Source organism: Streptomyces sp. NPDC053474 (assembly GCF_044544845.1).
GTDB lineage: Bacteria > Actinomycetota > Actinomycetes > Streptomycetales > Streptomycetaceae > Streptomyces.
The window spans coordinates 23,836-43,803 of sequence record NZ_JBITXV010000031.1 but is presented as its reverse complement, the minus strand read 5'-3'; the positions used below and the strand labels follow the sequence as shown (position 1 = coordinate 43,803).

Here is a 19,968-nt window from a genome sequence, read left to right as displayed (position 1 = left end):
GGCTGTGTCGTCAATGGTCCGGGTGAGGCGCGTGAGGCTGATCTCGGGGTGGCGTCCGGCAATGGCAAGGGGCAGATCTTCGTCAAGGGTGAGGTCATCAAGACGGTGCCCGAGTCGAAGATCGTGGAGACGCTGATCGAAGAGGCGATGAAGATCGCGGAGCAGATGGAGAAGGACGGGGTCCCGTCCGGGGAGCCTGAGGTTTCGGTCAGCTGAGGCGGGGCCTGGGCGGCGGGGCCTGGGCTGCGGCGGAGCGCGGGGTTGTCCTCCCGCCCGCCCACCCCTACCTTCCGGGCTTCGCGGGCCCGGCCCCGACGCGGAGGGCTCCCCGCCGCTACCGCGCCGGGCCCTTCTCCCACCCGCCCACCCGTAACGCCCCCGCCTTGCAGGCTGGGCCCCGGCGCTTCGCGCTGCCCGTCGGCGCCACCGCCCCCCGCTACCGCGGCGGGTTTTCTCCCACCCGCCCACCCGTGACGCTCCTGCTTCGCGAGCCCGGCCCCGACGCTTCGCGCTTCCCGTCCGTGTCGGTGTCCACCGCTACCGCGGCGGATTTTCCCACCCACCCGTGGCGCCCCTGCCTTGCTGGCTGGGCCCCGACGCTTCGCGCTTCCCGGCTCCGTGAGCCGGGCCCCCGCACGGCCCGGGCGGGGGCGGGCGGGTGGGCCCTCCCAGAGCGCGGAACGCGCGCCGCCGCTACTCGGCTGTGGGCAGTCGTCCCGCAGGGCGAGTGGGGCATCCCCTGCTCGAGCGGAGCCGAGAGCTTGGGGAAGGGTGGGCACAGCCCCCAGGTGCCGCCCGGCGGTCAAGACAGGGCCCGCCCGGGCCGTACCAGGCCCGGCGCGCAGCGCAGTCCCCGGGCCAAGCCCCACCCCAGTGCGGCCGCAGGTCCAGCACAGCCCCCGGGCCAAGCCGCGCCTGAGCTGGGCCTTCGTGATTGCCTGGGCGCACCGCCTTGACAGCTCCGATGTATCGCAAGACCTTGTTCGGGCGACTCGGCCAGGGAAGTGGCCCCCCATCTCGGTGTCCTCGCGCGTGGCCGGGCCGAACCTCGCCAGGCCCCCGCAGCACCAGCGGTGATTCATCCGATGAGGGGCCCGGGCCACCCCGGGCCGAGGCGTCGCTCGTCAACGGAACCCACGGAACCGAGGTGCACCCATGAGACCCCGTGGCGCCCTGCCCTTATGGGCCGCCGTCCTGTCCCTCGTCGGCGGGCTGCTGCTCGCCGGGACCGGGACGGCGACCGGGAACCCCACCGCCCGCCCGGCCCAGGCCACCGCTCGCCCGGCCCAGGCCGCCGCCGACCCGCCCCGCCAGCAGCCGCTGCGGGACGCCACCGCCGGGCTCTTCCTGCACTGGGGCATGTTCACGAGCCCCCGGCACGACGACTGCGCGGCCTGGGAGAAGGCCGTCACCGACGGCGGCTGGACGCCGGAGTACTGGGTGGACGAGGCCAGGAAGCTGGGGGCGAGCTACCTCGTCCTCGCCACCTTCCACTCCCGCCTCGGCTACGCCCGCCCCTGGCCCTCGAAGATCCCCGGCTCCTGCTCCACGCGGCGCGACTTCCTCGGCGAACTGATCGCGGCGGGCACGGCCAGGGGCGTCCGGACGATCCTCTACATGACCGACGACCCCAAGTGGCACGACGAGCAGGGCGTCGAGACCCTCGACTCGGCCGCGTACTCCGCCCACAAGGGCCGCGACGTCGACCTCACCACGCGCCCCGGCTTCGGCGAGTTCAGCTACGACAACTTCTTCGAGGTCATGGACGGCTACCCGGGTCTTTCGGGCTTCTGGATCGACAACGACAACGAGTACTGGGAACAGCACAAGCTCTACGAGCAGATCCGCGAGCGGCGCCCGGACCTGACCCTGAGCAACAACAACGAGGACACCCCGATCATGGACATGGTGTCCCACGAGCAGAAGACCGGCATGACCCCGCCCTACGACCAGCCGTCGGCGATCTGGACGCCCATGCCGCGCCTGACCGAGTCCTGCTACAAGGTGCCGAGCACCGGCGCCTGGTGGTACGACGGCCAGGACCGCCCCGTCGACACGGGCCTCAACGTCGGCCGGTACGTCGCCAACGCGGGCACCTCCATCAAGTCCCTCATGGACCTCCAGGCGATGGTCGACGGCCGCTTCCCGCCCCAGCAGCGGAAGTTCACCGACTTCATGAAGGACTACCTGCCGCCGATCCGCGCGTCCCTGCACGGCGTCGACGGCGGCGGCTACGCCCACGGCGGCATGCAGCCCGGCGCCTGGAACGACGGCGCGTACGGCTACGTCACGATCAGCCGCGCCCGGCCCACCACGCAGTACGTCCACGTCACCACCCGGCCCACCGGCGCCGACCGGGTCGCGCTCCGCGACAACGGCTACCGCGTCACCGAGGTCACCGACCTGCGCACCGGCGCGCGCCTGCCGTTCGGCCAGCGGGACGGCAGCCTCACCATCCGCTCGATCGACGACTGGGACGCCTACGACACCGTCTTCAAGGTCGAGACGGCCCCGCAGCGCTACGGCGTGTACCCCACCGGCTCCGTCAAGGCGAGCCAACCGCAGCTCACCGACGGCGACTTCACTACGTACACGGACAACGGAGGCGCCCTGCCCGCCTCCTTCACGCTCGACCTCGGCCGCGTCAAGAAGGCCGCGTACCTCGGCGTCAACCAGCGCGAGTGGTCTCCCACCCACAACCGCTCCACCTTCGGCAGGCCCGAGGACTCCGCCCGCATCAAGGACTACACGGTCTCCGCCAGCGACGACGGCGAGCACTGGCGCCGGGTCGCCGCGGGCGAGCTGGAGAGCGCCCGGGGCATCCGCTTCGTCGACCTCGGCGACGGACTGCGGACCCGCTATCTGAAGCTGGACGTGGCCACCACCTGGAGCGCTCCCACCGCCCCGAACTTCTACCGCCGACTCAAGATCGACGAGATCCAGGTCGGCCAAGACCACGTGCGGCGCCGCTGACCGAAGGGCCCCGCCGCCCGGCCGCCCCCGGCGACCGGGCGGCGGCACGGAACCTCGCCAGGTACAGTGCGGAGATCAGCAGACCGTATGGTGAGGCCCCGCCGTGTTGACCCAGACCACCACCAGGGTCCTCGAACCGAGTGACCTGGACGCCGCACTCGCCGTGCTCGACCGCGAGCCGGTCGCCAATGCCTTCGTCGCGGCCCGGGTGCAGGTCGCGGGCCTCGACCCGTGGCGCCTCGGCGGCGAGATGTGGGGCTGGTACGCCGACGGCATGCTGGAGTCCCTCTGCTACGCGGGCGCCAACCTCGTGCCGATCTGCGCCACCCCGCGCGCCGTGCGCGCCTTCGCCGACCGGGCCCGCAGGACCGGCCGCCGCTGCTCCTCCATCGTCGGCCCCGCCGAGCCCACCGCCCGGCTGTGGCGCCTCCTCGAACCCTCCTGGGGGCCCGCCCGCGAGGTCCGCGCCCAGCAACCGCTCATGGTCACCGACCGGCTCCCCGACGACGTCACGCCCGACCCGTACGTCCGTCGCGTCCGCAAGGACGAGATGGAGACGATCATGCCGGCGTGCGTCGCGATGTTCACCGAGGAGGTCGGCGTCTCGCCGCTCGCCGGGGACGGCGGCCTGCTCTACCAGGCCCGGGTCGCCGAACTCGTCGGCTCCGGCCGCTCCTTCGCCCGCATCGACCGGGACGGCCGGGTCGTGTTCAAGGCCGAGATCGGCGCCGCGACGCCCCGGGCCTGCCAGGTGCAGGGCGTGTGGGTGGCCCCCGAGTACCGCGGCCGGGGCCTGGCCGCCCCCGCCATGGCCGCCGTCCTGCGCTACGCCCTCGCGGACGTGGCCCCCGTCGTCAGCCTGTACGTCAACGACTACAACACCCCGGCCCGGGCGACGTACCGCAAGGTCGGCTTCGAGGAAGTCGGCGCGTTCATGAGCGTGCTGTTCTGACCGAGCGCGGCCCCCTGCGGCAGCGAAGTAGGGTTCGCGCATGACTGACGACGTCGTGATCGGCCCCCTCGACCTGGCCACGCGGGTGGACGAGGCACTGCGCGTGCAGGCACTCGCCTTCGGGCTCGGCGACGACGAGGTGGCCGTACGGCGGCAGATCGTGCTCCGGCACCTCACCTACCCGGGTGCCCGGGCCCTCGGCGCCACCACCCGCGACGGGCGGCTCGTCGGCTTCGTCTACGGCATGCCCAACGACCGCGCCCACTGGTGGTCCACCGTCGTCGAGCCCTATCTGCGGGCCCGGCGCACCGACGGCTGGCTCGACCACTCCTTCGTGATCACCGAGCTGCACGTGCGGCCCGGCTACCAGAACCAGGGCATCGGCCGCGCCCTGATCACCGGCATCACGGACACCGCCACCGAGCCCCGCTCGATCCTCTCCGCGATCGACGCCGAGAGCCCCGCCCGGGGCCTGTACCGCTCCCTCGGCTACACGGACCTGGCCCGCCAGGTGCTGTTCCCCAGCGCCCCCAAGCCGTACGCCGTGATGGGCGCCCCGCTGCCGCTCGCGCGCCGACCGGCCCCCTGACCGATTTCCGCCCGCGCCCGTGCCCCGGATAACCTGCGCCCATCATCTTTAGGTAGCAGCCAGGGGGGATTCAGCCCGTCCGGCGCTTGAGGACGAGGCCGAAGGCCGATTCACGGCACGGACGCCCCCGTCAGAGGAACGCAGGAGTTCATCATGGCCCAGGTCCAGCGCATGTCCCGGTTGATGGTCAAGACACTGCGCGACGACCCGGCGGACGCCGAGACGCTCAACCACAAGCTGCTGGTCCGCGCCGGTTACGTACGCCGCACCGCCGCCGGCATCTGGACCTGGCTGCCGCTCGGCAAGAAGGTCTACGAGAACGTCGCCCGGGTCGTCCGCGAGGAGATGGACGCCATCGGCGGCCAGGAGGTCCTCCTGCCCGCCCTGCTGCCCAAGGAGCCCTACGAGGCGAGCGGCCGCTACGAGGAGTACGGCGACCTGCTGTTCCGCCTCAAGGACCGCAAGGGCTCCGAGTACCTGCTCGGCCCCACCCACGAGGAGATCTTCACCCAGGTCGTCAAGGACCAGTGCGCGTCCTACAAGGACCTGCCGGTGATCCTCTACCAGATCCAGACGAAGTACCGCGACGAGGCCCGCCCGCGCGCGGGCGTCCTGCGCGGCCGCGAGTTCCAGATGAAGGACTCGTACTCCTTCGACACCAGCGACGAGGGCCTCGCCGAGGCCTACGCCCTGCACCGCGCCGCCTACCAGCGGATCTTCGAGCGCCTCGGCCTCGACTACCGCATCGTCTCCGCGGTCTCCGGCGCGATGGGCGGCTCGGCGTCGGAGGAGTTCCTGGCCCCCGCTCCCGCCGGTGAGGACACCTTCGTCGACTGCCCGGCGTGCGACTACGCGGCCAACACGGAGGCCGTGACCTTCGCCCTGACGCCGGTCGAGGGCGTCGAGCACCCCGCCGCCGAGGACCTCGACACCCCCGACACGCCGACGATCGAGACCCTCGCCCAGCACCTGGGCGTCCCGGCCTCCGCCACGCTCAAGAACCTGCTCGTCAAGGTCGACGGCGAGATCGTCGCCGTCGGCGTGCCCGGCGACCGCGAGGTCGACCTCGGCAAGCTCGCCGAGCACCTCGCGCCCGCCGAGGTCGAGCTGGTCACCGCCGAGGACTTCGAGGGCCGCGACGACCTCGTCCGCGGCTACATCGGCCCGCAGGGCCTGCAGAAGGTCCGCTACCTCGCCGACCCGCGCGTCGCGCCCGGCACGGCGTGGATCACCGGCGCCAACAAGCCCGACACGCACGCGAAGAACGTGGTCTGTGGCCGCGACTTCGAGGTCGACCAGTACCTGGACGTCGTCGTGGTCCAGGAGGGCGACCCCTGCCCCGCCTGCGGCGCCGGGCTCAAGCTCGACCGGGCCATCGAGATCGGCCACATCTTCCAGCTCGGCCGCAAGTACGCCGACACCTTCCAGCTCGACGTGCTCGGCCAGAACGGCAAGCCCGTGCGCGTGACCATGGGCTCGTACGGCATCGGCGTCTCGCGCGCCGTCGCCGCGCTGGTCGAGCAGACCGCCGACGAGCACGGTCTGTGCTGGTCCAAGGAGATCGCGCCCGCCGACGTCCACGTCGTGGCCGCGGGCAAGGCCGTCCAGACCGAACTCGCGCTCGACGTCGCCGAGCAGCTGAACGCCGCCGGGGTGCGGGTCATCGTGGACGACCGCGCCGGGGTCTCGCCCGGCGTCAAGTTCACCGACGCGGAGCTCATCGGCGTCCCCAAGATCCTCGTCGCGGGCCGCCGCTCCGCCGAGGGCGTCCTGGAACTCAAGGACCGCCGCACCGGCGAGCGCGAGGAGCTCTCCGTCGCCGACGCGATCGCCCGCCTCACGGCGTAGGCCCGCGTGGGACGCCCCTGACCCACCCCTTCCCGATCCTGGGGGCTCCGCCCCCAGACCCCCGCTCCTCAAACGCCGGAGGGGCTGATATCTCTGCCGCAACCGGCGACAGTTTCAGCCCGTCCGGCGTTTGAGGACGAGGCGCGAAGCGCCGAAAAGGCGGGGGCGCGGGGGCGCAGCCCTCAGATCGGGAAGGGGCGGGATTGGGGACTCCGGTAGGGCTACAGCCAGTCCGCGAACTCCAGGAGCAGCTCCGCGTCCTGGGCGCGGCCCACGCGTAGCGCCCGGACGCCCGACTCCACGGCCCGGAACAGCGTCCACCCCCGCAGCCGCTCCTGGTCCACGTCGAGGGACTCGGCGAGCCGCTTGACGCGCCGCCGCGTCACCGCCGCCCCGGACGGCGTCGCGATCAGGTCCTCGACCCGGTCCCGCACCAGCCGCGCCAGGTCGAACGCGCACTCGCCCACCACCGGATCGGGCCCCACGGCCAGCCACGGCACCCGCTCGGCCGCGAGCACCTTGCTCTGCCGGAAGGTGCCGTGCAGCAGCCGCTCCTCCGGCGCGTCCGCGAGCAGCTCCGCGCGCGCCGCGAGGGCCGCGTCCACCAGCGGGGCCACGTCCGGGTCCGGGTGGGCCCGCATCGCGTCGGCCTGCCGCCCCGTCCGCTCGGCGACCGTCTCGAAGCGGTGCCCGGCGGGCGGCTCCACCCACAGCCGCCGCAGCGTCCCCGCGGCCTCCAGCATGGACTTGGCCTCGGGCAGGGAGCGTACGGAGACGTCCCGCTGGAGCCGTTCGAGCAGCAGGACGCCGTCGGCCGCCGCCTCGGCGTCGAGCAGCCGCACCGCCCCGAGCCCGGCCCAGTGGGCGAGCGCGGCCCGCTCGCTGGCGGGCCGCGAGCGCGGCGGCACCAGCTTCAGGACGGCGGGGGTCCCGTCGGCCCGCCGCACGAGCACGACGAGGCTGCTGCGGCCCCCGGGCACCTGCACGCGCTCGACGGTCAGGCCGAGCCCGGCGACGGCCTCAGCGGTGCGCGCGGGGAGGTTCCGCAGCCAGCGGTCGGTGTCCGCGTCGCCCGGCGTCTCGCCGAGCGCGCGGACGAGGCGCGGCGGCGGTTCGAAAGCCATGCGCGAGGTGTTCCTTTCCCAGCCGGGTCCCAGCGGCGCTGGGGTGCGTGTGCGGTGGCGGGATCACGCCCGCGGTGCCGCGGACGGGTCCCCGGACCCGCCGGCCCGCTCGGCGAGCCCAGGGAAGGCTACGCTCCCGCCGCGCCACCGCGCCGCCCGGACCGCCGCCTCCCGCAGCGCCTCGGCCGCGACGGCCCGCGCGTCCCCCTCGGCGGCCCGCACCAGATCGGCGTACACCCCGGCGAGCCGCTCCTCCAGGGCGGCCGCGAGCCGCACGGCGGCGGCCGCGTCCGGCACCGGGAACGGCAGCGCGTACGCGGCCGCCGACGGCTCCGGGTCGCCGTCGAGCCTCCGCACCGCGCGGCGCAGCTCGTCGCGGCGCGCCCGGTGCGCGTCGTAGGCGGTGCGGGCCTCGGCCCGGCGGGCGTCGCCGACGCGGCCGCCGACGACCCCGTAGCCGTACACGGCCGCGTGCTCGGCGCGCAGCGCCGCCTGCACCGCCGCCAACTCGTCCTTGCGCGCGCTCACTTGTCGTCCCCCTCGCCAGTGCCTTCGGCGCCCTTCTCCGTCAGCAGGTACGCGTGCGCCGCGCCCGCCGCGGCGACGGACGCGAGCAGCCGGGCCAGCTCGCCCGGCGCGTCCAGGAGCTGCTTGCCGCGCCGCCGGGCCAGCTCCCGCTCGGCCGTCGCGAGCAGGCGCAGGGCGTCCTTGCGGTCGCCGGGCACGGGCGGCTCCGGGGCCCGGGTGGCGGCCGGGGTGGGTGTCGCCCCGCCGTCCGCGAAGGCCTTCGCGTGCCGGGCCACCTCCTCCCGCAGCGGCCGCAGGCGGGCGGACAGGGGGGCGTGGGCCGCGATCACGGCGTCGTAGCGGCCAAGGAGCGCGGCGCTGTCGCGGGCCGCCCGGGCGCGCAGCCGCTCGGCGTCGGCGGAGCGCTCGTCGCCGTCGCCGGACCCGGCGTCCGAGCAGCCGGTGAGCAGTACGGCGCCGGCGGCCGAAGCGAGCAGACTTCTGCGGCGCGGCCCAGGTCGGGACCGCGAAAGGGTGGGATACGACGGCACGGCGGGCGTCCTCGGGAGGCGGGCCGGGAGGGCGCGGGGCAGGGCGTCCCTCGGACGGCGAACGGTGGCGGCGGCACAGAACGGGCCGAGGCCCGGTGATCACCGTACCTGCGCGCCCTCCTCGCACGCGTGACCGGCTCGGTCTCGTACGCGCGTACGGAGCCGGAGGGGTGGGCACCCGGCCCGGTGGACGGCAACACCCTCCCGGACCGGATACCCTTTGACCAGACACGCGACGATCCCACAACAGCACACGCGGCCGAGGAGTCACCCGGATGAGCACCACCCAGAGCGAGAGGCTGCGGGAACTGCTGGAACCGCTCGTCAGCTCCCAGGACCTGGATCTCGAAGAGATCGAAGTGGCCTCGGTCGGACGCAAGCGGGTGCTGCGAGTCGTCGTCGACTCCGAGGACGGCGTGGATCTGGACCGCATCGCGGATGTGAGCCGTGCGCTCTCCGCGAAGCTCGACGAGACCGACGCGATGGGCGAGGGTGAGTACACCCTGGAGGTCGGTTCCCCGGGCGCCGAGCGCCCGCTCAAGGAGCAGCGCCACTACGAGCGCGCCGTCGGGCGCCTCGCCCGCATCCAGACCGCCGACGGCGCCGAGCTGGTCGCGCGCGTCGTCGGGGTGGACGACGAAGGTGTCGACCTGGAGGTGCCCGGCGTGAAGGGGCGCAAGCCCACCGCCCGCAGGCTGGCCTTCGGCGACATCGTCAAGGCGCGCGTGGAAGTCGAGTTCAACCGCAAGGACGACAAGAACATGAAGGAAGAGGAGGAGGCGTAGCCGTGGACATCGACATGAGTGCCCTGCGGGGCCTGGTGCGGGAGAAGGAGATCTCCTTCGACCTGCTGGTCGAGGCGATCGAGTCGGCCCTCCTCATCGCCTACCACCGCACCGAGGGAAGCCGCCGCCACGCGCGCGTGAAGCTCGACCGGGAGACCGGGCACGTGACGGTCTGGGCGAAGGAGGACCCGGAGGACATCGAGGAGGGCCAGGAGGCCCGCGAGTTCGATGACACCCCGTCCGATTTCGGCCGGATCGCCGCCACCACCGCCAAGCAGGTCATCCTGCAGCGGCTGCGCGACGCCGAGGACGACGCGACGCTCGGCGAGTACGCCGGGCGCGAGGGCGACATCGTCACCGGTGTGGTGCAGCAGGGGCGCGACCCCAAGAACGTCATGGTGGACATCGGCAAGCTGGAAGCCATCCTGCCCGCGCAGGAGCAGGTGCCGGGCGAGGAGTACCCGCACGGCATGCGCCTGCGCAGCTATGTCGTCCGAGTGGCCAAGGGCGTGCGCGGCCCGTCCGTGACGCTCTCGCGCACGCACCCGAACCTGGTCAAGAAGCTGTTCGCGCTCGAGGTCCCCGAGATCGCCGACGGCTCCGTGGAGATCGCCGCCATCGCGCGCGAGGCCGGGCACCGCACCAAGATCGCGGTCCGCTCGACCCGCTCCGGGCTCAACGCCAAGGGCGCCTGCATCGGCCCGATGGGCAGCCGCGTGCGCAATGTGATGGGCGAGCTCAACGGCGAGAAGATCGACATCGTCGACTGGTCGGAGGACCCGGGGGAGATGGTCGCCCACGCGCTGTCCCCGGCCCGGGTCAGCAAGGTCGAGATCGTCGACCTGTCCGGCCGCTCCGCCCGGGTGACGGTCCCGGACTACCAGCTGTCGCTGGCCATCGGCAAGGAGGGCCAGAACGCCCGCCTCGCCGCCCGGCTCACCGGCTGGCGGATCGACATCCGCCCGGACACCGAGCAGCCGGGCCAGGACGGCGGGAACTGACCCTCCCGAAGGGGGAGCGCGCGGGTCCGGAAATCCGGTTGCGCGAGCCCCCCTCGGACTGGTCACGTTACTGATCAAGACAACAGCCGTTCGATTTTTGCCCCAAAGGGGTGAGGTCGGTACGGGGAGGTAGACTTAAGCGTGTCTGGCCGGACGCAAGCCCGCGCATGCCCTGAGCGCACCTGTGTGGGGTGCCGGGAGCGAGCGGCCAAGGACGAGCTGCTGCGGATCGTGGCGATCGAGGGCACCTGTGTCCCCGATCCACGCGGTACGCTGCCCGGCCGGGGTGCGTATGTACACCCCGCCCTGGTCTGTCTCGACCTGGCGGTCCGCCGCCGGGCGTTCCCGCGGGCCTTCCGGCTCCAGGGACCGCTCGACACGGCGAAGCTGCGCGGGAATCTCGAGGCGGCCGAGACCGTTGCCGAGCAGGCAACACCGTAAGACGTGCCGCACGGAGCCCCTGTGCGGTCCTGGTACCTCGCGAGTTGGAAGTAGGTCGAGATTGCGATGAGCACTCGATGAGTACGCGATGAGTACGCCCATGAAGTAGCGACGGTCCGGCGGTAACCCGGACCTAAAAGGAGCGAAGTGGCTAAGGTCCGGGTATACGAACTCGCCAAGGAGTTCGGAGTGGAGAGCAAGGTCGTCATGGCCAAGCTCCAGGAACTCGGTGAATTCGTACGTTCGGCGTCCTCGACGATCGAGGCGCCCGTAGTACGCAAACTGACTGACGCACTGCAGCAGGGCAACGGCTCCGGTAAGCCCGCCCCGCGCAAGTCCGCCGCGAAGCCCGCGGCACCGTCCCCCGCGCAGGCCGCCCGTCCGGGTCCGGCCGCGCCCAAGCCCGCGCCGCGTCCGGCGGCCGCGGAGAGCCCGGCCAAGCCCGCGCCGGCCGCCCCGGCGACCCCGGGTCCGCGCCCGACGCCGGGCCCGAAGCCGCCCGCGCCGAAGCCGGCCCCCGCCGCGCCCGCGGCCCCGGCCGCTCCGGCTCCGGCCGCGCCCGAGTTCACCGCGCCGCCGTCGCCGAGCCCGGCCGCCGCGTCCTCCGGCGCTCCGGCCGCGCCGCGCCCCGGTGGCGCCCGTCCCGGCGCCCCCAAGCCCGGTGGCGCCCGTCCGGCGCCCGGCCAGGGCCAGCGCGGCGGCGACCGTCAGGGTGCTCCGCGCCCCGGCGGCCAGGGTGGCGCCCCGCGTCCCGGCGGTGCCCGTCCCGCGGGCCCGCGTCCGGGCAACAACCCCTTCACGTCCGGCGGCTCCACCGGCATGGCGCGCCCGCAGGCGCCCCGTCCCGGCGGCGCCCCGCGTCCCGGCGGCGGCCAGGGCGGCCCCGGCGGCGCTCCGCGCCCGCAGGGCCAGGGCGGTCCCGGCGGCGCTCCCCGTCCGCAGGGCCAGGGCGGTCCCCGCCCGACCCCGGGCGGCATGCCCCGTCCGCAGGCCCCGCGTCCCGGCGGCGGCCCCGGCGGCAACCGCCCGAACCCGGGCATGATGCCGCAGCGTCCCGCCGCGGGCCCGCGTCCCGGCGGTGGCCCCGGTGGCGGCCGCGGTCCCGGCGGCGGTGGCCGTCCGGGCGGTGGCGGCGGCGGTCGTCCCGGCTTCGCCGGTCGTCCCGGCGGTCCCGGTGGCGGCGGCGGCTTCGCCGGTCGTCCCGGTGGTCCCGGTGGCGGCGGCGGTCGTCCGGGTGGTCCCGGTGGCGGCGGCGGTGGCTTCGGCGGCCGTCCCGGCTTCGGTGGCCGTCCCGGCGGTCCCGGTGGCCGTGGTGGCACGCAGGGCGCCTTCGGCCGTCCCGGCGGCCCCGCGCGTCGCGGTCGCAAGTCGAAGCGGCAGAGGCGCCAGGAGTACGAGGCCATGCAGGCCCCGTCGGTCGGCGGCGTGATGCTGCCTCGCGGCAACGGCGAGACCGTTCGCCTGTCGCGCGGTGCCTCCCTCACCGACTTCGCCGAGAAGATCAACGCCAACCCGGCGTCGCTCGTCGCGGTGATGATGAACCTCGGCGAGATGGTCACGGCCACGCAGTCCGTCTCCGACGAGACGCTGCAGCTCCTCGGCGACGAGATGAACTACACGGTTCAGATCGTCAGCCCCGAGGAGGAGGACCGCGAGCTGCTCGAGTCGTTCTCCATCGAGTTCGGCGAGGACGAGGGCGGCGAAGAGGCGCTCATGTCCCGTCCGCCGGTCGTGACCGTCATGGGTCACGTCGACCACGGTAAGACCCGCCTGCTCGACGCCATCCGCAAGACGAACGTCGTCGCGGGCGAGGCCGGTGGCATCACCCAGCACATCGGTGCCTACCAGGTCGCGACCGAGGTCAACGGCGAAGAGCGCGCGATCACCTTCATCGACACCCCGGGTCACGAGGCGTTCACCGCCATGCGTGCCCGTGGTGCGAAGTCCACCGACATCGCGATCCTCGTGGTCGCGGCCAACGACGGTGTGATGCCCCAGACGATCGAGGCGCTGAACCACGCCAAGGCGGCCGACGTGCCGATCGTGGTCGCGGTCAACAAGATCGACGTCGAGGGCGCCGACCCGACCAAGGTGCGCGGTCAGCTCACCGAGTTCGGTCTGGTGGCCGAGGAGTACGGCGGCGACACGATGTTCGTCGACATCTCCGCCAAGCAGGGTCTGCACATCGACTCCCTGCTCGAGGCCGTGGTCCTGACCGCGGACGCCTCGCTCGACCTGCGGGCCAACCCGGAGCAGGACGCGCAGGGCATCGCGATCGAGGCCCACCTGGACAAGGGCCGCGGCGCCGTCGCGACCGTCCTCGTCCAGCGCGGTACCCTCCGCGTCGGCGACACCATGGTCGCCGGTGACGCCTACGGCCGCGTCCGCGCGATGCTCGACGACAAGGGCGAGAACGTGGAAGAGGCGGGTCCGTCGACCCCGGTCCTCGTCCTCGGTCTCACCAACGTCCCGGGCGCGGGCGACAACTTCCTGGTGGTCGACGAGGACCGTACGGCCCGTCAGATCGCCGAGAAGCGCGCTGCCCGCGAGCGCAACGCCGCGTTCGCCAAGCGCGTCCGCCGCGTCTCGCTCGAGGACCTGGACAAGGTGCTCAAGGCCGGCGAGATCCAGCAGCTCAACCTCATCATCAAGGGTGACGCTTCTGGTTCCGTCGAGGCCCTGGAGTCCTCCCTGCTCCAGCTGGACGTCGGCGAGGAGGTCGACATCCGCGTGCTGCACCGCGGCGTGGGTGCGGTCACCGAGTCGGACATCGACCTGGCCATGGGCTCCGACGCCATCGTCATCGGCTTCAACGTCCGCGCGGCCGGACGTGCCGCGCAGATGGCGGAGCGCGAGGGCGTCGACGTCCGCTACTACTCGGTGATCTACCAGGCCATCGAGGAGATCGAGGCGGCCCTCAAGGGCATGCTCAAGCCGGAGTACGAAGAGGTCGAGCTCGGCACGGCGGAGATCCGCGAGGTCTTCCGCTCGTCCAAGCTGGGCAACATCGCGGGTGTGCTCATCCGCTCCGGCGAGGTCAAGCGGAACACCAAGGCCCGACTCCTGCGCGATGGCAAGGTCATCGCGGAGAACCTCAACATCGAGGGCCTGCGTCGCTTCAAGGACGACGTCACCGAGATCCGCGAAGGGTTCGAGGGCGGTATCAACCTCGGCAACTTCAACGACATCAAGGTCGACGACGTCATCGCGACGTACGAGATGCGCGAGAAGCCGCGGGCTTAGCGTTCGCAGGGGCGGGGGTTGCCCGGGGTTTTCCCCGGGCGGCCCCCGCCCCCTTTTCGGCGCTCCGCGCCTCGTCCTCAAACGCCGGACGGGCTAGAACTGTCGCCGGTCGCGGCAACATCTCAGCCCCTCCGGCGTTTGAGGAGCGGGGGTCTGGGGGCGGAGCCCCCAGGAGACGGGACGGGTAGGGGCGGCGGGGGCGAAATCCCGTCGAGCCGGGCCGCCGTTCGTTGTACGGTTCTGGTGACCCTGCCTACCACGCGCGGGGCGCGATCCCGTACCGGCGGGTTATCCGGGCACACATGTTTGTGGGGACCCTGTCCTTCGACCTGCTCCTCGGCGACGTACATTCGCTGAAGGAGAAACGCTCCCTCGTCCGCCCGATCGTGGCGGAACTCCAGCGGAAGTACGCGGTGAGCGCGGCCGAGGTGGGCCACCAGGAACTGCACCGCAGGAGTGAGATCGGCATCGCGCTGGTCTCCGGGGACGCGGCGCACCTCACCGAGGTACTGGACCGGTGCGAACGGCTCGTCGCCGCCCGGCCCGAAGTGGAGCTGCTGTCGGTACGGCGGCGGTTCCACGGTGACGACGACGAATGACCCCCTGAACGACCAGCGACGAGCACAGCACAGAAGGAGACGGAGCAGTGGCCGACAACGCGCGGGCGAAGAGGCTGGCGGACCTCATCCGAGAGGTGGTGGCCCAGAAGCTGCAGCGCGGGATCAAGGACCCGCGGCTCGGCACGCATGTCACCATCACGGACACCCGGGTCACCGGTGACCTGCGGGAGGCGACCGTCTTCTACACGGTCTACGGCGACGACGAGGAGCGCGCGGCCGCGGCCGCGGGCCTGGAGAGCGCCAAGGGCGTCCTCCGCTCCGAGGTCGGGCGCGCGGCGGGCGTGAAGTTCACGCCGACGCTGACCTTCGTGGCGGACGCGCTGCCCGACAACGCGCGGGCCATCGAGGACCTCCTCGACCGGGCGCGCGCCTCGGACGCGAAGGTCCGCGAGGCCTCCGCGGGCGCCGATTTCGCCGGTGAGGCGGACCCCTACCGCAAGCCCGGCGAGGACGAGGAAACGGACGGCGACGCCGCCTCATGACCAAGCGCACCACCACCACGCCGGACGGACTTGTCATCGTCGACAAGCCGTCCGGCTTCACTTCGCACGACGTGGTCGCCAAGATGCGGGGCATCGCCAAGACCCGCCGCGTCGGCCACGCGGGCACCCTCGACCCGATGGCCACGGGCGTCCTCGTGCTCGGCGTCGAGCGCGCCACCAAGCTCCTCGGCCATCTGGCGCTGACGGAGAAGGAGTACCTGGGCACGATCCGGCTCGGCCAGTCCAGCCTCACGGACGACGCCGAGGGCGAGATCACCTCCTCCACGGACGCCTCCGGCATCGCGCGGGACGCCGTCGACGCGGCCGTCGCCAAGCTCACCGGCGACATCATGCAGGTGCCGTCGAAGGTCAGCGCCATCAAGATCGACGGCAAGCGCTCGTACAAGCGGGCGCGCGAGGGCGAGGACTTCGAGATCCCGGCCCGGCCGGTGACGGTGTCCTCCTTCCAGGTGTACGACGTCCGCGACGCGGTCGCCGAGGACGGCACGCCCGTGCTCGACCTGGTCGTGTCCGTGGTCTGCTCCTCCGGTACGTACATCCGGGCGCTCGCCCGGGACCTCGGCGCGGACCTCGGCGTCGGCGGGCACCTCACGGCGCTGCGCCGCACCCGCGTGGGTCCGTACAAGCTGGACTCGGCGCGGACCCTCGACCAGCTCCAGGAGGAGCTGACGGTGATGCCGGTCGCGGACGCGGCCGGTGCGGCCTTCCCGCGCTGGGACGTGGACGCCAAGCGGGCGCGGCTGCTCGTCAACGGCGTGCGGATCGAGATGCCCGAGGAGTACGCGGGTGCGGGGGCCGTGGCCGTCTTCGATCCCGACGGGCGGTTCGTGGTCCTGGCCGAGGAGTCGCGCGGCAAGGCCAAGAGCCTCGCCGTGTTCGTCTGACGGCTGGCGCGCGGATCCGCCGGGGAGCGGTGCTTTGAGCGCTGCTCAAGTCCGCTGGGCCTGACGGCACTTGGCTTTTCGTGCCGTGGAGCGGCGGACGACTGTCCGCCGCTCCACGATCCCCCCCCAAGGAAGGTCTATCCACGCCCGCCCGGGCTTTCACCCCTATGAGCAGGCGCTCGGAGTGAACCACGGGAGCGGAAGGGGGCGCGTTCGGCTCGCGTTCTGTCCCGCTGATCACCGCCGACCTACGGTCGGAGGAACGGGGGTCGGGAAGCGGTCGGGGAGGTGCGCGCATGGCGGGACGTGGCCCGCGGGCCCGGGGCGGCGGGGCCCGGGGCCGGAGCGGGGCGGCCGCGGAGCCGGTCGACGGGGGCGGCCCCCGGTGGTCCCTGGTGCGGATCTGCGACCTGGCGGGGCGCCCGCGCGGCGCCGGGTTCGCCGCCGACGAGCTCGGCACCGTGATCACCAGCCACGAGGCCGTCGACGGCCTCGCCCGGATCGTGCTGCACGCGGCGGGCGAGCGCACCTGCGTCGTGGCCGCCGACGCCGTGACGGCCCTGCCCGGGGCCGACCTCGCGCTGGTGCGCACCGAGGGCCTCGGCCTCAAGCCGCTGCCCGTCACCGTGCGCGAGGCCGTGCCGGTGGGCGCGTACGTACGGATCGCCGCGGGCGGCTGGCGGCAGGCGCGGGTCCTGGACTCCGCCTCGGTGACCTATGCGGCGACCGACCGCTTCCACGTCCTGGACGCCGCCATGGAGCTCGCCATCGGCACCGACGGCGCCGACGCCCTGCGGCTCGGCGGCGGGGCCGCGGGCGGGCCCGTCGTGGACGCCGCGTCCGGCGCGGTCCTCGCTGTCCTCGCCACCGCCCTGCACGCCCCGCACCGGGCCGCCGGTTTCGCGGTGCCGCTGCGGGAGGCGGCCGCCGCGGACCCGGACGGCCCCCTCGCCGAACTCCTCGCCCGCAACGCGGCCACCGTGCCCGCCTACGGAGGCGATCTGAACCTCGCGGGCGCGCTCCAGCTGACCGCCACGTCCGTGGGCTCCGACGGCCCCGCCGCACCCGGGCCCGAGCCGGTCGAACGGCCCGACACGGCACGGGAGTTCACGGACTTCACTAGAGGCCCCGCGCGCGTCCTCGGGCTCGTCGGCGACCCCGGCACCGGGCGGACCACGGAGCTGGCCGCGCTCGCCGCCCGCCGCGCCCGGGGCGGCGCGCCCGCGCCCACCCTGTGGCTGCGCGGGGCCGACCTGCGCGACGCCGACACCTGTGTGGCCGACGCGGTGGGGCGCGCCCTGGAGCGGGCGGGGCGCATCATCGCCGCCTCGGACGACAACCGCCCGGCGGGCGAAGGGCTCGGGGACATCTCCGCGGGCCGTGTCGCCCGGCTCGTCCGGGACGCCGGACGGCCCCTGCTCCTGCTGCTGGATGGGCCCGAGGAGATGCCGCCCGTCCTCGCCCACCGCCTCGCCGAGTGGAGCGCGGGCACCGCCGGGTGGCTGCGGGACACCGGGGCGCGGCTCGTCGTCGCCTGCCGCGCGGAGTACTGGGAGCGGGCGGGGGAGCACTTCCCCGCCGCCCTGCTGCACACCGGGGCGGAAGGCGCCCCCGGCCGGGGCGCCCCCGGGGCCCTCGGGGACGCGCTGCCCGGCTGCGTCCGGCTCGGCGACCTGCCGGAGCCGCAGGCGCGCCGGGCCCGCGCGCGGTACGGCATCCCGGACGCGGCCCTCGCCGCCGCCGACGCCCGGCACCCCCTGACGCTGCGGCTGCTCTCCGAGGTGCGGGCCGCGCTGCCCGGCGAGCCGCCGGGACGGCCCGGCCGGGAGGAGATCCTGGCCGCCCATCTGGACCTGATGAGCCTGCGCGTCGCCGTCCGCCTCGCCGCGGCGAACGGGCTGCGCGGGACGGCCGTGCGCCGCCTCGCCGCGCGCGTGGCGGGCCAGATCCACGAGGCGGCGCGGCGGTGCCTCGGGCCCGGGCAGGGAGAGCTCGACCGGGCCGCGTTCGAGGAGGTCTTCCCGTGGGGCGCCCTGCCGGGGCCCGACGGCTGCACCGGCTGGGCCTCCGCGGTCCTCGCGGAAGGCCTCATGGTCCCCGCGGGCACCGGGTACCGCTTCGCGCACGAAGAGGTCGCCGACTGGCTCCAGGGCACCCATCTGGACGTGGAGGGCGCCCTGACGTCCCTGGTGTTCCGCCACGCCGAGGGCCCGGCCCCCACCACCCGCTCCCTGCCGGTGCCCCGGCACCGGATCGGCCCCGTGCTCGAAGCGCTGCTGCTCGTCGAGCGGCAGTGGGGCGCGGGAGAACTGGCCGTGTGCCTGGCACGCCTCGCGGCCGCCGTCGAGGCGCTCGGCGCGACGGCGGCCCGCGGCGCCGCGCCGCCGGAGAGCTCCCAGGACGCCGCCTGGTGGGCCAGGCACCTCCTGGGCGAGGTCCTCCTGCGCGTTCCCGACGCCAGCCCCTATCTGGACGTGCTCCGCGAGATCGCCGCGCACCGGCGGTTCCCCCCGGCCTTCTGGATGGCTCTGCCCCTGCCCGACGCCACCCGCTACGACCTCCTGCGGGCCGTCGTGCCCCACGACGGCCCGCCCGGCACGGCGGGCCGCGTCCTCGACGCCGTGGCCGAGCACCTCGCCGCCGACCCCGGCGCCGTCCAGCGCCATCTGACGCGCTGGTTCACCGACGAGAGCCCGCTGCGGGCCACCCCGGACGCCACCGTCGCCTCCGCCGCGCAGGCCCTGCTGCACACCCACCGGCACCGCGCCATCGACGACCTCACCGAAGCCCTGGCCGACTGCGCGCACACCCGCGCCGACGAACTCCTCGGCGCGCTCGCCGAGGACGAGCCCTCGGCGGTGTGCCGCGCCGTCGACCGCTGGGCGCGCGACGACCGGGCGGCGCGCCGCGTGGCCGCCGTGGTCTGGGGCCTGCGCACCGCACGGCACGCCACCGGCGACGCCGACCGCACCCTGCTGCGGTACGCGGCCTACGCGCTGCTCGCCCGCCCGGGGGACGCCTCCCTGCACGGCGCCGCGCTCGCCCTGCTCGTACGGGACCCGCAGACTCGCGCCCGGCATCTGCCCACCGCCCTGAAGGCGTTCGCGGCGGGCGACCCGTGGCTGCCGGGCAGCGCCCTCGCCGCGGCCCTGACCACCGACCCCGACCCGGTGCTCGCGGCCTTCCGCGCCCGCCTCCACGGACCCGGCACGGCGGCCGGAGACCTGCTGCGCGACCTCGCGGGAGTGACCTCGCCCGCCCTGGCGCGCCGCGTCGCCGCCCTGGTCCGCGAGCACGCGGAGCAGTGCCCGGAGTCCGCGGGGGCCGTGGCCGCCTACGTCGACCGGCTCCTCGACCGGGGCCCCGGCGTGCGGGCCGTGCTGTTCCCGACGGTCACCGCGCTGCTGCGCGGCGGCGCCACGGAGGTGCGCCGCGCCCTCGCGCCGGTCCTCGCGGCGCCCGGCGGCCAGGCCTCGCGGCCGCTGCGCGCCGAGCTGCTCGACCTGCTGCTCGCCCAGGAGCGGGACCCGGACGTCGTCGAGGCCGTGCTGCGCGCGGTCGGCGAGCGCGGCGGCGACGCCGAGCGGGACCGGCACCTGGTGCAGCGCGCGGGCCTGCTGCTCGGCCGCACGCCGGAGGGCGCGATCCGCTTCGACCGCGTCCTGGTGGACCTGGCGCGGCGCGCGCCGGGGTTCGCCGGGCGCCTCGCCCGCTGGATGGCGGACGCCCCGCAGGACTGGGCGGCCCTCATCGGCCCGAGCGCCCGCCGCACCGTCGAGGGGGTCGCGGACGCCGTTCCGGCGCCGACGTGAGCTCCCCAAGTCGGCGTGAGCACCACCACCCCGGCCGATGCGAGCGACACCGTGTCGGCATGGCACTCTTAGACCTGCGCAATCGGCAAGGGAACGTACACACGTACGGGACGTAGACGGGTTCGGCGAGGAGCG

The 19,968-nt window shown here is 74.2% G+C and carries 16 protein-coding genes; 13 read left to right on the top strand and 3 right to left on the bottom strand.

The features are described 5' to 3' along the window. From ACIG3E_RS40185 to ACIG3E_RS40165, 5 genes are all read left to right on the top strand, one after another. Positions 1-216, top strand: a 216-nt coding sequence (locus ACIG3E_RS40185) for a flavodoxin-dependent (E)-4-hydroxy-3-methylbut-2-enyl-diphosphate synthase (protein WP_399626033.1), incomplete at its 5' end; no start/stop codon positions are given. Positions 217-1,155: 939 nt separating this feature from the next. Next, positions 1,156-2,973 carry an alpha-L-fucosidase gene (locus ACIG3E_RS40180; protein WP_399626032.1) on the top strand — a complete coding sequence of 606 codons (1,818 nt, stop codon included), beginning with the start codon at positions 1,156-1,158 and terminating at the stop codon, positions 2,971-2,973. A gap of 103 nt (positions 2,974-3,076) precedes the next feature. Then, on the top strand, positions 3,077-3,925 hold the full coding sequence (locus ACIG3E_RS40175; RefSeq protein ID WP_399626030.1) for a GNAT family N-acetyltransferase: 849 nt from the start codon (positions 3,077-3,079) through the stop codon (positions 3,923-3,925). 40 nt (positions 3,926-3,965) lie between these two features. Continuing rightward, positions 3,966-4,514 carry a GNAT family N-acetyltransferase gene (locus ACIG3E_RS40170; protein WP_399626026.1) on the top strand — a complete coding sequence of 183 codons (549 nt, stop codon included), beginning with the start codon at positions 3,966-3,968 and terminating at the stop codon, positions 4,512-4,514. Between the two features lie 153 nt (positions 4,515-4,667). After that, positions 4,668-6,362, top strand: a complete 1,695-nt coding sequence (locus ACIG3E_RS40165; RefSeq protein WP_399626024.1) for a proline--tRNA ligase — start codon at positions 4,668-4,670, stop codon at positions 6,360-6,362. A 221-nt stretch (positions 6,363-6,583) separates the two neighbouring features. Here the strand turns inward: ACIG3E_RS40165 and ACIG3E_RS40160 are convergent, their stop codons facing one another. The 3 genes from ACIG3E_RS40160 to ACIG3E_RS40150 form a co-directional block, all read right to left on the bottom strand. Continuing rightward, the gene (locus tag ACIG3E_RS40160; RefSeq protein WP_399626022.1) at positions 6,584-7,486 is read right to left on the bottom strand and encodes an aminoglycoside phosphotransferase family protein; all 903 of its coding nucleotides are present in this window, start codon (positions 7,484-7,486) and stop codon (positions 6,584-6,586) included. A 63-nt stretch (positions 7,487-7,549) separates the two neighbouring features. Beyond that, the gene (locus tag ACIG3E_RS40155) at positions 7,550-8,014 is read right to left on the bottom strand and encodes a ferritin-like domain-containing protein (RefSeq protein WP_138962122.1); all 465 of its coding nucleotides are present in this window, start codon (positions 8,012-8,014) and stop codon (positions 7,550-7,552) included. Continuing rightward, the gene (locus tag ACIG3E_RS40150) at positions 8,011-8,544 is read right to left on the bottom strand and encodes a hypothetical protein (protein WP_399626019.1); all 534 of its coding nucleotides are present in this window, start codon (positions 8,542-8,544) and stop codon (positions 8,011-8,013) included. The genes ACIG3E_RS40155 and ACIG3E_RS40150 overlap by 4 nt, the downstream gene beginning before the upstream one ends. 275 nt (positions 8,545-8,819) lie before the next feature. On the opposite strand from ACIG3E_RS40150, the gene rimP reads away from it, so the two are divergent. From rimP to ACIG3E_RS40110, 8 genes are all read left to right on the top strand, one after another. After that, complete coding sequence (rimP, locus tag ACIG3E_RS40145) at positions 8,820-9,329, top strand: ribosome maturation factor RimP (RefSeq protein ID WP_399626017.1); 510 nt, start codon at positions 8,820-8,822, stop codon at positions 9,327-9,329. Positions 9,330-9,331: 2 nt separating this feature from the next. Continuing rightward, complete coding sequence (gene nusA / locus ACIG3E_RS40140) at positions 9,332-10,330, top strand: transcription termination factor NusA (protein ID WP_399626015.1); 999 nt, start codon at positions 9,332-9,334, stop codon at positions 10,328-10,330. Between the two features lie 141 nt (positions 10,331-10,471). Further along, complete coding sequence (locus ACIG3E_RS40135) at positions 10,472-10,771, top strand: YlxR family protein (RefSeq protein ID WP_399626013.1); 300 nt, start codon at positions 10,472-10,474, stop codon at positions 10,769-10,771. A 147-nt stretch (positions 10,772-10,918) separates the two neighbouring features. Next, on the top strand, positions 10,919-14,014 hold the full coding sequence (infB, locus tag ACIG3E_RS40130) for a translation initiation factor IF-2 (RefSeq protein ID WP_399626011.1): 3,096 nt from the start codon (positions 10,919-10,921) through the stop codon (positions 14,012-14,014). Between the two features lie 302 nt (positions 14,015-14,316). Next, complete coding sequence (locus ACIG3E_RS40125) at positions 14,317-14,613, top strand: DUF503 domain-containing protein (RefSeq protein WP_138962128.1); 297 nt, start codon at positions 14,317-14,319, stop codon at positions 14,611-14,613. A gap of 47 nt (positions 14,614-14,660) precedes the next feature. After that, a complete protein-coding gene (gene rbfA, locus ACIG3E_RS40120) occupies positions 14,661-15,116 on the top strand; it encodes a 30S ribosome-binding factor RbfA (RefSeq protein WP_138962129.1) in 456 nt (151 codons plus the stop codon). Beyond that, positions 15,113-16,021: a tRNA pseudouridine(55) synthase TruB gene (gene truB / locus ACIG3E_RS40115; RefSeq protein WP_399626007.1), complete on the top strand. Its 909-nt coding sequence runs from the start codon at positions 15,113-15,115 to the stop codon at positions 16,019-16,021. Before rbfA ends, truB begins: the two co-directional genes overlap by 4 nt. Positions 16,022-16,317: 296 nt before the next feature. Then, positions 16,318-19,833 (top strand): trypsin-like peptidase domain-containing protein, encoded by a 3,516-nt coding sequence (locus ACIG3E_RS40110; RefSeq protein ID WP_399626006.1) that lies wholly within the window; start codon positions 16,318-16,320, stop codon positions 19,831-19,833. Positions 19,834-19,968 lie beyond the last annotated feature (135 nt).